Annotated in this window: 10 protein-coding genes; 4 read left to right on the top strand and 6 right to left on the bottom strand. The window is 53.7% G+C overall.

All coding sequences use genetic code 11. The features are described 5' to 3' along the window. Positions 1 to 17: 17 nt before the first annotated feature. From J3P35_RS08535 to J3P35_RS08525, 3 genes are all read right to left on the bottom strand, one after another. The gene (locus tag J3P35_RS08535; protein WP_210463902.1) at positions 18 to 785 is read right to left on the bottom strand and encodes a 3-keto-disaccharide hydrolase; all 768 of its coding nucleotides are present in this window, start codon (positions 783 to 785) and stop codon (positions 18 to 20) included. A 74-nt stretch (positions 786 to 859) separates the two neighbouring features. Further along, complete coding sequence (locus tag J3P35_RS08530) at positions 860 to 2,887, bottom strand: c-type cytochrome (RefSeq protein WP_210463901.1); 2,028 nt, start codon at positions 2,885 to 2,887, stop codon at positions 860 to 862. 19 nt (positions 2,888 to 2,906) lie between these two features. Then, entirely contained in the window at positions 2,907 to 4,751 is a 1,845-nt protein-coding gene (locus tag J3P35_RS08525) for a family 16 glycoside hydrolase (RefSeq protein ID WP_210463900.1), read from the bottom strand. A gap of 519 nt (positions 4,752 to 5,270) precedes the next feature. Here J3P35_RS08525 and J3P35_RS08520 point away from each other — a divergent pair. Beyond that, positions 5,271 to 6,119 (top strand): EamA family transporter, encoded by an 849-nt coding sequence (locus J3P35_RS08520; protein ID WP_210463899.1) that lies wholly within the window; start codon positions 5,271 to 5,273, stop codon positions 6,117 to 6,119. 94 nt (positions 6,120 to 6,213) lie between these two features. Here the strand turns inward: J3P35_RS08520 and J3P35_RS08515 are convergent, their stop codons facing one another. The 3 genes from J3P35_RS08515 to J3P35_RS08505 all read right to left on the bottom strand — a co-directional run bounded on the left by J3P35_RS08515 (position 6,214) and on the right by J3P35_RS08505 (position 11,520). After that, positions 6,214 to 7,212, bottom strand: coding sequence for a family 43 glycosylhydrolase (locus J3P35_RS08515; RefSeq protein ID WP_210463898.1), 999 nt, complete (start codon positions 7,210 to 7,212; stop codon positions 6,214 to 6,216). An 11-nt stretch (positions 7,213 to 7,223) separates the two neighbouring features. Next, on the bottom strand, positions 7,224 to 10,058 hold the full coding sequence (gene galA / locus J3P35_RS08510; RefSeq protein WP_210463897.1) for a beta-galactosidase GalA: 2,835 nt from the start codon (positions 10,056 to 10,058) through the stop codon (positions 7,224 to 7,226). Between the two features lie 523 nt (positions 10,059 to 10,581). Then, positions 10,582 to 11,520, bottom strand: coding sequence for a DUF808 domain-containing protein (locus J3P35_RS08505; protein WP_210463896.1), 939 nt, complete (start codon positions 11,518 to 11,520; stop codon positions 10,582 to 10,584). Between the two features lie 484 nt (positions 11,521 to 12,004). Between J3P35_RS08505 and J3P35_RS08500 the strand changes: the two genes are divergently transcribed. From J3P35_RS08500 to J3P35_RS08490, 3 genes are all read left to right on the top strand, one after another. Further along, positions 12,005 to 14,419: a TonB-dependent receptor gene (locus J3P35_RS08500; protein WP_210463895.1), complete on the top strand. Its 2,415-nt coding sequence runs from the start codon at positions 12,005 to 12,007 to the stop codon at positions 14,417 to 14,419. A 401-nt stretch (positions 14,420 to 14,820) separates the two neighbouring features. Further along, on the top strand, positions 14,821 to 15,033 hold the full coding sequence (locus tag J3P35_RS08495; protein WP_210463894.1) for a hypothetical protein: 213 nt from the start codon (positions 14,821 to 14,823) through the stop codon (positions 15,031 to 15,033). A 387-nt stretch (positions 15,034 to 15,420) separates the two neighbouring features. Next, positions 15,421 to 15,810, top strand: coding sequence for a hypothetical protein (locus J3P35_RS08490; protein ID WP_210463893.1), 390 nt, complete (start codon positions 15,421 to 15,423; stop codon positions 15,808 to 15,810). The last annotated feature ends 11 nt before the right edge of the window (positions 15,811 to 15,821 follow it).

Raw genomic sequence — 15,821 nt, 5'->3', positions numbered from 1 at the left:
ATAGGTTTGTATCCTGATTACAGCTCCCTGATCCAGACATTGCGGTAGCTCACCGGGTTACCGTGATCCTGCAGGCTGATGGGCGCTTTGCCGTGGGCTTTGTACTCGGGCAACCCGATGTACTCCGTAGGGCCTTTCAGTTCTACGTTGTTCTGCACCAGCACGCCGTTGTGCAGCACCGTCACGCGGGCGGGTGTGAACAACGAACCGTCTTCTTTGAAGCGCGGCGCAGTGTAAATGATATCATAGACATTCCACTCAGTGGGCTTGTTCATGGCGTTCACCAACGGCCGGAACTGCTTGTAAATACTTCCCGCCTGCCCGTTGGAGTACGTGCGGTTGTTGTAGGAATCCAGCACCTGCACCTCGTAGCGGTCCTGCAGGAAAATGCCGCTGTTGCCGCGGCCCTGGCTTGTGCCTTTTACCTCGTCGGGGGCGCTCCACTCAATGTGCAGCTGGAAATCCTGGAACTCCCGTTTGGTGGAGATGTCGCCCTTACCCACGGTGAACGCGCCGTTCTTCACTTCCCATTTGGTGTCTCCGCCGGCTTTGGCTTTCCACTCGGCCATATCTTTCCCGCTGAACAGCACAATGGCGTCCGATGGCGCGGCATTGTTCACGCCCGGCGTGACTTTACGCGGCTCAGGCTCCCAGAACTCCGTCATCTCGGGGACCATCTTGGGCGGTTTGGGGGTTTCCACGGCTTGCGCCTGGGTTTTGGAGAAGGAAAGCAGGCCAAGGGCCAGAGCGGCAAGCGAAATTTTTTGGGTGGAGGAAAGGTGCATAAGCGGTTGAATCTTTTATGGATGTTGGAAATGCTCCAGAAGGTGGAGCCGGTAGTTCTTTATTTAAGTAAGGTTTATTTCAAAGTATTGATCCAGGCCGCGATTTTGAGGGCCTCGGCCCTGGGAACCTGCGGCATGGGTGGCATGGGCGTGGCGTAGTTGGGCCAGTTCTCCGGTTTGGGGTTATGGATGAGGTCCACAATCCGTTGGTTCGTGTACTTACGCTTCGCGATTTCCCGGAAACCCGGGCCCACCTGTTTCTTATCAACGGTATGGCAGGCCAGACAGGTATTCTTGGCCAGCAATGGTTTCACGTCATTGAAAGTCAGGACCGCATTGGCAGGTTTGGCTTTAGGCTCACCGGTGCCTCCGGCAGCTGCGGTCTTGCCAGTAGTAGCAGCCTTGGCCGGTGCACCAGAAGCCAGCCGGTTTGCGGTTGCACCAGGTTTAGCCGCTGTTTTTTTGGAAGACGCCACTGTTTTCGAAGGCGTGGTAGCCGATGAGTTCCTAGTGCTCACCTCGTTCATCGCCAGTTTGGCGCCTTCGGGGATGCTGTTTAGGGTATAGTAGGCCGTGGGGTGCACTAGGGTGTAATAGTTGTCTTTGGCACGGACGCCGTCCAGCTTCAGCACGTGGATGTAGCCTTCGCGGAGGTTGTCCACCAGTACCCGGGCTTTCAGGCCGTCTTCAGACAGCTTCACGCCTTTCACGGCCAGCTTTTTGGAGTTCACCGGCGGGCTGCCGTACACGGCGTGGTATTTATAGATGTAGCTGTCCACGGCATAAGACGCCAGGTCCTCCCCTGATTTTTTGTCCACAGGTGCGGTGAACTCCACCTCAAAACCGTCTGGCATGGCTTTCACGGTGCGCATCTCAAACGGCACTTTGTTGTTCCAGATCACGCGCTGCAGGCCTTCGCTGGCCTCACCGGCCGCTCCCCAGCCCCGAGCCGTCTCGCCCACGAACAGCGATTTGTCCGGGGCCCAGGCCATGCGCAAAACACCAGACTGAAAACCGCTTCGGAAATCAAAGGCCACGCCCTGGTACTCTCCTTTCACTTTCTCCAGCACCACCCGCATGATCTTGCTCTGCCCTTGGTCGCCTACCAGCAACTGCCCTTCAAACGGCCCGAAATGCCCTTCGGGGATTTTCAGGATCTCAGTGTTGGAAATGCCCAAAATGCCGTGCGGCAGCCAGACAGCGGGCAACTGCATCTCGGGGAACTGCTTTTTCATATCAAACATGGTCACGTTGGGCTCGTTCACCTTGTTCTCTGGTTTCACGTGGCCGCCGCCCGCGTCTTTATCAAACCGAGGGTTGATCTTGGCATATACCTGCTCGCGGGTCATCTTCACCGGAGAGTTGGGCATGTTAGTCCAGCGCAGCCCGCCCGGGTGTACCGTAAAGGCGCCTTTTTTCACGTGCCAAACGCCGCCGGAGCCTACCCAGTCGCCCTGGTTTTCGGTGTAGAACATCTCGCCGTCTATCATGCCCAGACCGGCCGGGGAACGCATCCCGGTGGCCCAAGGCTCCATCTTCCCGTCCGGCGAAATGCGCAGCATCCAGCCGCGCCACGGCACTAAACTGGTAGCATGCCACCACGGATCGGGGAAGCCCAGGTTCGTGGTCACGAAGAAAGACCCATCGGGCGCAATCTTCGGCCCGAAACTGTATTCATGGTAGTTCCCTGACAAAGGCCAGGAATACACCGTCTCAAACACATCGGCCTTGCCGTCATTGTTCGTGTCCATGAGCTTGGTGAGCTCGCCGCGCTGGGCGCAGTACAGGGCGCCGTCTTTGTAGGCCAGACCCAAAACCTCATGCAACCCCGAGGCAAACTTCCGGAAGTGCGGTTTGGCGCTGGTGGGGTTCTCCACAATGAAGATATCGCCCCGGCGGGTGGAAATGCCCAAGTCGCCGTTGGGCAAAATCACCAGGCCGCCTACCTCCAGCAAAGTCCCCTCCGGGGAAGGCACACGCATGATCTTGAAAAAGTCTTCCTCCATGGGTGACTCCTGGGCCTGGGCTCCGGGAGTAAGGCCCGCAAAAAGGGCTCCGGCCACAAGGGCAGGGAATAAAAACCTTTTAGCTCTGCTTATCATCTATCGTATGCTTAAAAAATCAGAAAAGAATAGAGTAGGCCACCTTGCCCTGCACCGGCACCACCAACTCCTGCCGGCCGCCTACCGTCCGGATGACCGGTTTAGCCCCGGCGGTATCCTCCAGGCGCACGTAGTAGGCGCGGTCATCTACCAGGTACATGCCCTTGCCGGCTTCTTCTATTTTGGCACCTTCTGCCAGGCGGGCGTACAAGCCACCCGTAGGATTTTGGATGCTGAGCTCACGGCGCAGGCCTTTGCCGTTCTCAATGATTTTGAAGGCGTCCTGCACGGTAGCGCCGTAGATCTGGTACTGGAAAGTAGGCTCTGAATTCTGGTCCAGACGGTAGCCTTTGCCTTTATAGGAAGTGCCCGTGGTATCAGTAACCCAAGCCGCCTGCTCTGAGGCAAGTTTGGCCAAAGTGGTGGTTGGTTTCCCGAAGTACTGCACTGAGCCGATGGCCTTGGAGGAACCATCCCCGCGCTCATGCCACATGGGCGTAGCATCCAGGAAGGCGCCGCGCCACAGCTGCACCAGGGAGCCGTTGTCAAGGTCATAGGTGTAATGCAGTTGGGCAGGGCTGCCCACCGACACGCCATGGGTGACGCGGTGGTTGCCGGGCAGGTCCATGAAACTCCGGAGGACGGGTCTTTCCTTCACATCCACCAGGATGGGATCGGCTTCCTCGGTGAGGTTAACTTCGCTGATGAGGAACTCCCGCACGCCCGGACCCGCTACCTGCAGACCCAACGCGGGCTGTCCCCAGTCATTGTACTTAATATAGACCAGCTCAAAGGGGAACTCCCCGGCGGGCAGTTTTACGGTGCCGCCTCCGTTCCAGTATTTGAGCGGCGCCACTTCCTGCTTGTTTACCCGCAGCAGGCCATAACCGGAGGGCGTACTCAGGTTGAAGGTGTACTCGCCGGCTTCCTTGGCTACGAAGGTGCCGGTGTACTGCATCAGGAACTGGTTGTCTTTGATGCCCAGGTTGGAAGTAAGGATAGCGGATTGGCCCTTTGGACCGGCGGCCTCAGGCGGCAGGCTGCCGTAGGCGGGTTCCTGCTGGTATTTCCCTTTGTATATCTTATAAGTAAGATTCTTGAGCTCGGGTCGGGGTTTGCTGAAATGGTTCACCTTGATGTTGCGGAACGCTACCGCGCCGTGGTCGCCCTGGATGCGCAGCGGTCCCATGGCTGTTTCTTCGTTGCTGATGGCGCCCCGGGTGGGCCCGAACAGCTCCAGGTCCTCATGGATAGTGACGCCGTTGAGCTCTACTCTTAATAAACGTGCATTCTGGGTTTTCTTGCCGCTGGCGTCAAAGCGTGGGGCTTGAAAAGCGATTCTCAGGTGTTGCCAAAGCCCGGGCGCGCGGCCGACGTTCTGGCGCGGCGCGTACCCCTGATAACCTTTCTGGCCTTCGGGGCGGCTGTCATCCCAGCGCTCGTACACGGCGCCGTTGCTGCCCGAGGAAACATCGGTAAATCCCCAGCCATCGAACAGTTGCAGTTCATAGCGGCCTTGCAGGTAAATACCGGAGTTGGAGCCTTTGGCCATCATGTAGTCCAGCTCCAGGTCCATATCGCCGTGCTCAAAGTTGGTGAACAGATCCTCACCTTTAACCTTCTTGCCGGGCAGGTTCACCAGGATACCGCCGCCGTTGGAGGGCAGCAGCTTGTTGGCTTCCTGCAGATCTGCGGAGACGCCGCCGGCCACCTGCCAGCTTTTCCCGGGATTCTTGAAGGCCGACAGGTCATTCAATGGAATTTGGCTGCTTTGGCTTTGGGCAGGATGGGCAAGGGCCAGAGAGGCCAGAAACCCGAAAGCCAGCGCTCCCCTTTTAAGAGGTAAAATCCGCGAATTGAGCATTATGATTCGTAAGTTTTGCAAAATGATTGATCCTCTACCCCTCCGTTAGCCGCTTACCCATAGAAATTTACCCAGGCTATGGGGTTATGGGGCAGGACACTCTTCACAATCTTTACCAATTTTAAGCAAAATACCTGAAGAATAAATCTTATTCTTAAAGGAAAAACCGTTTACAGGACACTTTTTTAAAAATGCTTAAGAAGTGACCTCGGCCTGTTCTGCGCAATTGTTTCCGGTAGGTGACCAAGATGTTAACTCCGCTCCCATTCCAGCAGACTGGTTTTTCTCAGCGGAACCTCACTATTCTTCTATTTTACAGGCAATTGCCTCATTTCTCTCTTTTCTAAGGTGGTTGTGCTCACGGTGGCAGACAAGGCTAAAAATAAATTCCACTTTTTATTCCCGTACCTTGGCTAAAATTCCAAGAAAGGTGGGCTTCCTGTTAAGATCGCCAGAAACCTACCCAAATGCAGGTTGCGTCTGGAATGCACCAAGAGAAGTTAAGCTTAGCCATACATAGTGCTTTCAATAAAGAAATTCACCCTTCCGGCGGTACCAGCGGTGCTGCTCTCCATTATGAGCGTGCAGGTGGGCGCCTCCGTTGCCAAACACCTGTTCCCGGTCCTGGGCGCCAGCGGCACGGCTTCGCTCCGGATCGGGTTCTCAGCCATTATCCTGCTGACCTATTTCCGGACTGATTTCAAAAAACTAAGCCTAAAACAATGGCTGTTCTGCCTAGCTTACGGCACCTGCCTGGGCGCCATGAACCTGATTTTCTACGTGGCCATCAAGCGGATTCCGCTAGGTCTGGGTGTGACCATAGAGTTCATCGGGCCACTGGCGTTGGCTTTGCTGGGCTCCAGGAAACTGCTGGATCTGGTCTGGGTGGCGCTCGCTTGTCTAGGTATCGCGCTTATCGCTCCCTGGGAAAACAATAAAGTGGATTTAATTGGCGTGCTCTGCGCGGCGCTGGCCGGAGGGCTGTGGGCGGGTTACATTGTACTGGGAGGCAAAGTCTCCAAGCTCATGAAAGGCGGCGATGCCGTGGCCGTAGGCATGGTCTTCGCGACGCTGCTGATCCTGCCCTTCGGGATTGGGAGCGGAGGTCTGAGTGCCTTGACCTGGCCCCTGGCGTTGATCGGGGTGGCCGTCGCGCTGCTGACCAGTGCCCTCCCCTTCACTTTAGACATGGGCGCTTTGCGGCAGCTATCGTCTAAGAACTTCAGCATTCTTATGAGTTTGCACCCGGCGTTTGCGGCTTTGTCTGGATTGATTTTCCTGCAGGAGTACCTTAGCCTGACGCAGTGGCTTTCAATCGCCTGCGTGATCTCGGCCAGTGTGGGCGCTACCCTCTTTTCTAAGAAATAGCCTTCCGGTTAAACAAAACTTAAGCCACCGTTTCAGGGCAGTTTTGCGGAAAACTGCCCTGAAACGGTGGCTTTGCCTTGCAGGCAGAGGAAGTTTACTTGCTTTTCTTTTTACTCTGAATCCAGGGCTGCACGCCCTGCGGTATTACTTTCAGGAAATTCCCTTTTGCATCATACTTGAGGCTGTCCAGGCAGAGTTGCCGCAGCACGTATTCCTCTTTTTGCGGGAAAATGCGGTGGTAGAGGATGTAGTCCTGGCCTTTCTCCTGGAAGACAGTATGGTGCCCCGGCCCATTGGTGGTGCTGTCGGCTGAGGTAGAGAGAATAGGGCTGTTCTCTCCGTATTTGAACGGCCCGAAGGGGGTATGGCCCACGGCGTAGCCCACGCGGTAGGTTGCATCGATGGCTTTGCCCTCAGAGAACATGAGGTAGTATTTGCCGTTGCGTTTGATCATGTGCGGCCCCTCAAAATACTGGGGAGGCGTTACTTCCTGCGGCAGACCGTCAAAGGAGATCATGTCCTTCTTGAGCTTCACGGCCATGCAGTGCCCGTTGACCCAGTTGAACCCCGAGCCCCAGTACAGGTAAGCCTGTCCGTCATCGTCAATAAAAAGGTCGGCGTCTATGTTATGGACCACAGGGAACTGGTTCTGCGCCACCAAAGGGGTATTGTCTGGTTTGGCGTTCTTCCAGGGCCCCAAAGGCGATTTACTCACCCCGGCCCATATCTCGCTCCCCACGGAAACATACATGTAGAACTTCCCGTCCGGGGCCTTCTTCACCGAGGGAGCCCACACCATGGCGCCTGCCGAGGTGGGGCTGGTACACGCTTTTTTGGTAGGCCAGTTCAAATGCCGGCGGGTGAAATTCTTGAAATCCTTGGTCTCAAACACCGCCAGCTCTTCCCCGCCCCAGGGATCAATGGTGGCGTAGATGTAATAGGTATCTTTTTCCTTGATAATGGCCGGGTCTGCGAAATAGCCCGGCAGAATAGGATTGGTAATGAAGTCCTTTTTCTGGCCGTAAGCATGCAAGCCACTGCCCGCAAGAAAGGCAATCAAAAAAAGTAAGCGGAGGATCTTTGGAATATACATGGGTAAATAGATTAATCTACGGAGGGTCGGGCCGTGGTCTCGGTGGTTTTCACTTTGAGTACGGCGGGGTTCAGGCCGTTGGCGGTGGCAGTGAGGGTAATTTCTCCCGCCTGTTTGGTGGACTGGATGATGATCTGGGCCAAGCCGTTGAAGAGTTTCCGTTTCCAAGGCGCGGCCGGCGTCAGGATCTGGATGGTGCCCGGATTGGTGTTCACGTAGTCCCAGTCGTTCTTCTTGGGGATAGGTGTTGCCACGATGTCAATCTGGTTTCTGCCGGCTTTGAGCAGCGCCGGGTCCAACTTGAAGACGTTGCCCTCGGGGGTATCTTTCAGTTCTTTGGCAATCTCCTTCCCGTTCACAAACACGCTCTGCGTTTTCCCGATGCTTTTGTAAAAGAAGGTGATTTCTGATTGGGCAAAGTCCTGGGGCAGCTCAAACGAACCGCGGTGGTGGTAGGCGGCGCTCAGGTTTTTGTAGTCACGGGTGGTGAAGGCCTCTTTCCAGCTGGCATCCTCGGGTTTGGACACGTACGCGGTGGCGTCCTCCAGGCTGGCCACAGGTTCCTCTTTCAGGCCCGTGATGCTGACGGCTTTGATCTCCTCAATGAATCGCTCATTTTCCAGCGATGTTGGGTTTCCGTTGCCCACACCAATGATCTTGCCCGGACCAGTGAGGGAAAAGGTAACTTCATTATCGGCGGTGGGTACGGCCAATCCGTTTTTATCATTCACTGAGACGGTAATCACCGAGATGTCTTCGCCGTTGCCTTCCAAGGCGGCCTGGTGCGGCGTCAACTGCAGGGCCGCAGGTTCTCCGGTGGTTTTCACAGTCTCCACAAGCACCTTTTTGCCATTCTTGTAGCCAATGGCCTCCAGCGTACCGGGGGCGTATTTCACTTTCCACTCCAGGTGCGAGTTTACCTTCATGGTCTGCTTGCCCAGGCTCTTTTTGTTCAGAAACAATTCCACTTCGTCGCAGTTGCTGTAGGCCCATACATCTATCTCCTGCCCTTCTTTCCCGGTCCAGTTCCAGTGCGGCAGCAGGTGCAAAGTTGGTTGGTTTGACCACCAGGACCGCAGGTACCACACGATGTCTTTGGGGAAGCCGCACAGGTCCATCATCCCGAAATACGAAGTCACCGAGGGCCAGCCGTGGGGTGTGGGCTCGCCGCGGTAATCAAAACCGGTCCAGATGAACATGCCCGCGAGCCAGGGCCGGTTGGCGTAAAAGGTCCACCCTTCTTCAATGGAGTAGAACGTGGGCCGCGGTTTTTTGTCATAGGCCGCAATATGCTGTTGCTTTGGATCAGTGACATATATCCCGCGGGTGGCATGGGTGGAGCCTTCCTCGGTGCCCATGCTGGGCTGGTTGGGGAAGCGGCTGTGGTGCAGTTCAATGTTGCCGTTGCCCATGTAATTGTAGCCCATTACCTCCAGCACATCAGAAATACCGCTCTGGAAACCGCCGCTGATGCCCGCCGAGACGGCACGAGTGGAGTCCAGGCTTTTGGCGTAGGCTTGCATGGTGGAGGCGATGCGGGCGCCGGTGGTGCTGTTCTCAATGGCCCACTCCTCGTTCCCGATAGACCAACTGATGATGCTTGGATGGTTGCGGTCCCTGAGGATCATCCGTTTCAGATCTTCCATGCGCTGCTCAGAGGTACCCATGAGGCGGTTCTCGTCAATCACCAGCATGCCTAGTTTGTCACAGGCGTCCAACAATTCAGGGGTAGGCGGATTATGAGAGGTGCGGTACGCGTTGGAACCCATCGCTTTCAAAGCTTTGATGCGCCAGTATTGCAGCCCATCGGGCATGGCGGCGCCTACTCCGGCATGGTCCTGGTGGTTGTTAGTGCCCTTCAGTTTCACGTGCTTGCCGTTCAGGAAAAAGCCTTCTTTGGCGTCAAAACGGATGGTCCTGATCCCGAAGTTGGTTTCAAAGCGGTCCGTCTCCACGCTGTCGGCTACTACAGTGGTCACCAGTTTGTAGAGGTACGGCGTTTCCAGGTCCCACAGTTTGGCGTTGGCCACCGGAATCTCCACCGGAACATCTACTGTCTGGAACGGCTTCAGCCTGAGTTTATCCTTATAGTTACTGGCCACCTTTTTGCCTTCGACATCCAGAATGGTCTGCACGATGGAGAAGGTTTTGGCGGCTTTGTCATCGTTTTGGATGGTGGTTTTGGCGGTGACCGTGGCCGAGGTGTTAGCGACATCAGAAGTAACAGAAATGCCGTTGGCCGCCACGTGCAGGGGCTGGGTTTTGGAAAGCCACACGTGCCGGTAAATGCCGGCGCCTTCGTAGAACCAGCCTTCTTCCATGGTGGCGTCTACCCGCACGGCAATGAGGTTGCTTCCGCCGTAGTTGAGGTATTCGGTGATATCGAACCGGAAGCTGTTGTACCCGCTGGGCTCCACGCCCACAAAATGCCCGTTCACCCATACCATGGAATTGCGGAAAGCACCGTCAAACTCAATAGAAATGCGGCGCCCCAGATCAGCGGCCGGAATGGTGATGGTTTTGCGGTACCAGCCTACGCTTCTATCCGGGAAGTTTCTTCCGATGGCTTTGAACCCGTGGCTGTAGCTGGCCTGGTTGCTGAACTCCTGCTCCACTGCCCAATCATGCGGCAGATCCAGTTTGCGCCAGGCCCGGTCATCAAACTTGGGATCAGCGGCCCCGTCTCCGTAACCGGCTTTGGCCAAATAAGAAAAGTAACTTGTGCCCGTGTTGAAGTCTTTCTTGGGATCTGACGGGTGCCCGAAAGCAAAGCGCCACCCGAAGTCCATCAGCAGCCGTTGCCTTCCATTGCCGGGCATCACTTGGGCCTGAACCCAGAGGTTCATGAGCAACAGAAAACAAATTATTATGCTTTTCTTAAAAACGGGCATAAAACAGAAGATTAATCCTTTGGTAAATCTTGAGGCAGCGTTTTAGACCTCTTTTCTGGAAATCGGGCCCAAACCAAATCATAGAAGCGCTATAGGTAACCGCTGTATTCCACTTCAGTCAGGTGTCGGCCATCACTGGGGAACCCGAACTACCTTTCTCTTTCTACCCTGCCTCCCAGTCAGATAAAGGCATAACGGGTCAACCAGGATTCTGCTTTAAATATATAATATTTTGGATTTAAATAAACCAGCTTAGGGCATCACTTGCCTCGGGTAATAGTAAGAACTGGCGCTAACTTTCTTTTCCGCTGCTTAAAGGAAAGCCAACACCATCTTTCAAAAGGCTGGCTTCTTGCACTTTGCCCCATTGCCCTTAAAATAAAAACCAGTGGGCCAGACTAAAAGCTTCAGTCCGCCCCACTGGTTTTTATTTACCCATATGGGCTGTAATCATGTTTACAGTACGCCCAAGGGTTTATTAGGCTTTCGCGCTTTTGCCTGTAGATTTGAAAAAACGGCGGGTAAACGTCACTATTTTCTCAATCACGAAACCCAGAATCAATCCTCCAATGGCACAAACCACCGCTTTTGCCAGCCAGGCTAATGCGGGAATACTGGCCAGGGAATGTTCCATTGCTTCCAGGGAATGGCCCAGCACCGGAATGCCGTGCGCAATAATCTCAGCGCCTACCCACAGCATGGCGGCCGTCCCCACGTAGCCTAGAATAGACAGGAAATGCGGCATGAATTTCACAATACCGCGGCCTATTCTCCTGGTCTGCGGGTGGAACTTCTCCTGGGCCATGTGCAACCCTATATCGTCTGCTTTCACCACCAGGCCCACAAACCCGTACACGGCGGCCGTGATAAATACCGCCACCGAAAACAGTACCGCAATCTGGGTTACCAGCGGTTTGTCTGCCACGGTAGAATAGGTGATGGCGATAATTTCTGAGGAAAGGATAAGATCTGTGCGCACCGCACTGGTAACCCGCTCCTTTTCCAATTCCTCCGGAGTGGTCACTTTCACTTCCTTCGCCTCGTGCCCGTCGTCATGATGCTTGCTGAACATGGAGTGCACTTTCTCATAGCCTTCAAAGCAAAGGAAGGCCCCTCCCAGCATTAGAATGGGGGTAATAGCCCAAGGTGCAAAAAAGCCCAGCAGCAAGGCGGCCGGCGCCAAGAAAATGATTTTATTGATGAGTGATTTTTTAGCGATCTGGTAGATGATGGAAAGCTCGCGCGAGGGGTCAAGCCCTACCACGTACTTGGGCGTCACGGCAGTGTCATCAATGACAATACCTGAAACCTTACCCGTGGTTTTGGCTACCTGCGTGGGAACATCATCCAGGCTGGCCGCGCTGACTTTCACCAGGGCCGCCACATCATCTAAAAGAGCAAGAAGACCTGATGCCATTATTGATCCTCCAGGTTTAGGGAATACTTCATTTCTGCATTCATGTTAGCTGAACGTTTTACTTCCCCTGTTACGGATGAATGGCTTGCAGGTCTGCCAGGCGAACGGTCATTTAAAACCGAAATCGACCAAACCCGTGTCCTTGCCGGGTGAAAGTTGGGGATTATTCTCACCACCCTAAACTTGCCGGACTTCTGTATCTATAACATTAGCCCCGGCAGATGGCAAAACTAAGGTGTGGCGCCCACAAAAGGAAACTTATCTTTTAATCACATTTCTAGATAAATGCCTGTGATTTTGCAAACCAAATTCTTACCTAAGTAACAGAAGGCCAAATGAAATACAAAAAAAAGATGATGTGATTTGAAACTCTTCAGAAAAGTTCCCAGAATTATTATTGAGAATAATTCTAAATAAAATTTGCCTAAAAATAAGTCGCTTCTATCTTTGCATCAGATTAGAATAAATCTAAATAAAGATAAATATGCGACAGATCTACCCCCTTTTCCTTTTTTGTCTCCTTATATGCTCCATTAACCACGTTTCCTTTGCCCAGTCTACCGGCCGGGTAAGTGGCAGAATTAAGTCCAGCGATGGCAAAGGTGCTCCTTATGTGAACGTAGGCTTGGCCGGCACTACCAAAGGCACGGTAACCGGAGAAGACGGCTTCTATACCATTCAGGGAGTTACTCCGGGCACTTACACAGTGATGTGCTCCTTTGTGGGTCTCCAGCCCCAGGAGAGTCAGGTAACCGTTACAGCTGGTAAAACCACGCACGTAGACTTTGAACTAGCCGAGAATGCGGCCCAAATCTCAGAGGTAGTGGTAACCGCGGGCAAAACCCAGAACAAGAAGCCGCTGACTATTGGCAAAATAGCCATCTCACCGCTGGATATGCCACAAAGCATGTCCATCATCAACAGCGAAGTCATTGCAGACCAACAGGCCTCCAAGTTGAGCGACGTGATTAAAAACGTGAACGGAGTAGCCCTGGGCACAACCCGCGGCAGCACTTCAGAAACTTTCTTCGCCCGCGGATATAACCTGGGTGCCAACAACATCTTCAAGAACGGTGCCCGCTCCAACTCAGCCGTGATCCCCGAGGCCAGCACCCTGGAGCGGGTGGAAGTACTTAAAGGAAGCGCGGCTTTATTATATGGCAACGTATCCGGTGGCGCCATCATTAACATGGTCACCAAGCAACCAAGGTTTGAGTACGGGGGCGAGGTGTCTTTGCGTGCAGGCAGCTACAACCTCTTCAAACCTATCGCCGATGTCTTCGGACCGGTTTCCCAGAACCTGGCTTTCCGCCTGATTGGTACCTATGAGACTGCTGATAGCTACCGCAACAGCGTAGAGTCTAAACGCTTCTATGTAAACCCTTCATTGCTGTACAAACTGGGCAGCCGAACCAACATCCTGGTACAGGGAGATTACCTCAACAATGAGTTCACCCCAGATTTCGGGATCGGGACTTTGGCTGGTCAAATCCCCACCACCATTGACCGCTCTGCTTTCTTTAATGCGCCCTGGGCTTACAACAAGGTGAAACAGAGAACCACTTCGGCCACTGTTGATCACCAACTAAACGACACCTGGAAACTGAACTTCATTGGCTCGCAGCAGACGTTTGACCGCGACTATTTTTCAACCGAGCGTATCCAGGCCGATGCTGACGGAGACTGGGGCCGGCTCCTCACCCGTTCCGATATCTCAGAAAACTACCACACCGGCCAGATTAACCTGAATGGCGAGTTCAAAACCTTTGGGCTGGGGCACACCATTTTGGTTGGCGCAGACGCGGAAAGATACCTGAACACAACCCATGCTTTCAGAATCTCCTCCCTGGGCAAAGGAAACGTCTATGACTCCATCAATATCCTGAACCCAACTAAATTCACGCCGCGCACCGATGAGCCTCTGGCTACGGCCACCATGCGCACCGAGACCCCTACGTACCGTTTCGGGACCTATGTGCAGGATTTGATCAACGTTTCAGAGAAATTCAAGGTGCTGGCAGGCTTGCGCTGGTCTTACCAGAAAGTTGCCGTGGCTAAACAGTACAACCTGGAAACCGGCGAGGTGAAGAACAGCACCACCGCCACCACCAAGTATGACCGGGCCTTCTCACCGCGTTTAGGTTTGGTGTACCAGCCTACCGCCACCACCTCTTTCTTTGCCAGCTACTCCAACAACTTTACGCCCAATACCGGCCGTGACGTATACCAGCAGAACCTGAAACCGTCTCTCATTGACCAATATGAGGTTGGCGTGAAAAACGACCTGGTAAAAGACAGGTTATCGGTGAATGTGACGGTATACCGCATTGTGAACAATGACTTGGCCCTGCAGGCGCAGTACCTCGCCGATGGCGTGACCCTCAACACAGATGCCACCATCAAAGAATTTACTGGCCAGACCACCAGCGACGGCGTGGAAGTGGACCTGAACGGTTCTATTGTGCCAGGCTTAACCTTCCTGGCGGGCTATAGCTACAACTACATGCGCTACACAGATACCCCCGGCACTACCGGCAGCTATATTGAAGGAGAGCGTTTGGTAAGCAACCCGGCCCATACCGCCAATGCCACGGTGTTTTATACCTTGAAAACCACTGCCCTCAAAGGCTTGAAAATAGGTGCCTCTGGGTTCTACACCGGGGAGCGGAACGCGGGCTGGAACAACCAGGTGGGTCAGGCTCAGAAATTCAACCGCCTGATTCCGGTTACCGGCTACACCACCTTTGATGTGTCTTTGGGCTACGCTATCAAGCAATTCTCTATCTTGGGCAAGCTCTCCAACATCACCAACGAGCTGAATTACCTGGTACACGAGAACTATAGCGTGAACCCCATTCCGCCGCGTCAGTTTGTGACTACCGTTGCCTATAAGTTCTAGAGGAGCATAAAACTTTCCTTGTTGAAACCGATCCTCCTGGTCTTCCCCCGTGGAAACCAGGAGGATCGGTTTTTCTTTTACCAGTCTTTTAGCAGGATTTGGTCTTTCCCAAAATGAATGGGTTCATCACTTTTTGATGGGGAAAGTTTGTTTAATGCTTGTTTCTGGGAGAACGGTCTCTAAACGCAGGGAAGGTGATAACTGCAAGCCTTACTTCTAGCCTCCGAGGCAGATAGCCCCAGAAAGAGCACCTAATTACCTGGTCGGGGCTATTCTTTTTTGGCATATCGTACTTATTCAATTGGATTACAAGAACTTACACCTCAAATTCAGTATTTATAGCCAAAACCTATATCGGCTTTTAACTTATATAATTTGTAACAAACTAAACTATCTGGCTCATGGATGAACTATGGGAATTCAACCCAGATGACCTCCAGTTTACGAAAATTGTGGAGATGGTGGAGCTGCATTACTTACTGGAGCGCTTCAATGTACGAACCTACCTGAACGAAGAAGGGCTGGTAGAGTTCAACGACACTAATTTTGTGGGCGACCGGAATGAGTACGCCTTCGCGATCATCTCCTACTACCTTGAGCGGGAGATAGAGTAAACCTGATTCCCGAACCTGGCTACCTTTGCCCCAGACCCATGGAGAAAACCTCATAACAAAATAACTTACAGGTTGTTACTTGATTATGACTCCGCACTCTTACCCACTGCCAATGCGCATCATTGTGCTTTCATCTGTGCCACAGGAAAACAGAGTTTGATCAGCGAACTGGCGCCGTACCAGGAAGTTGGTTTCTGCACGCAACCAGCCAACCGGCTGATACCGCAACTCCAAAGGGAAAATTGAAAAGGCTAAACATGCAACTCCTGTTTTAGGCTCATTTTCCAGGAATCGGCCAGGTTCTGCCCGCTCCCCCCGGGTGGAAGGAAGCCTCCGGGCCGGGCATCAGATCAGAAACATTTTCAACCTTTTTTCCCATATCAACCTATGATCATACACAGCGGAATTGTCACCCTGGATTTCGATCCAGACACTGAAATCCTGGTCACGGAAATGCCGGATGTCACCCACCTGGCGCCGCCTGAGGTAGGTTTTTGCCTCGATGTCATCCTGGACAGTATCAGGGGCTTTCATGTAGGAGGCCTGTTGCTGGACGCCAGCCAGTCACCTGAAGGGGCGGGCGACGGAGCCAACGGAGACCTGGCCCGCCGGTTCACCGAGGAACTGGGCAGCACCTGCGTCCGGAAAGTGGCGCGCGTAGGAACCGCAGATGCCCTGGGCCTGCAGGAATCCACCCAGCCCCAAACCATAGCCAGACCCTTTTTCCGTGACTTTGCCACCAGGCCTGAGGGCATGCGCTGGCTTCTGGACCAATAACCCGGCGAAAA

The organism is Rufibacter roseolus (assembly GCF_017916365.1).
In the GTDB taxonomy this organism is placed as follows: Bacteria; Bacteroidota; Bacteroidia; order Cytophagales; family Hymenobacteraceae; genus Nibribacter; species Nibribacter roseolus.
This window is presented reverse-complemented; position numbering and strand designations above follow the sequence as displayed.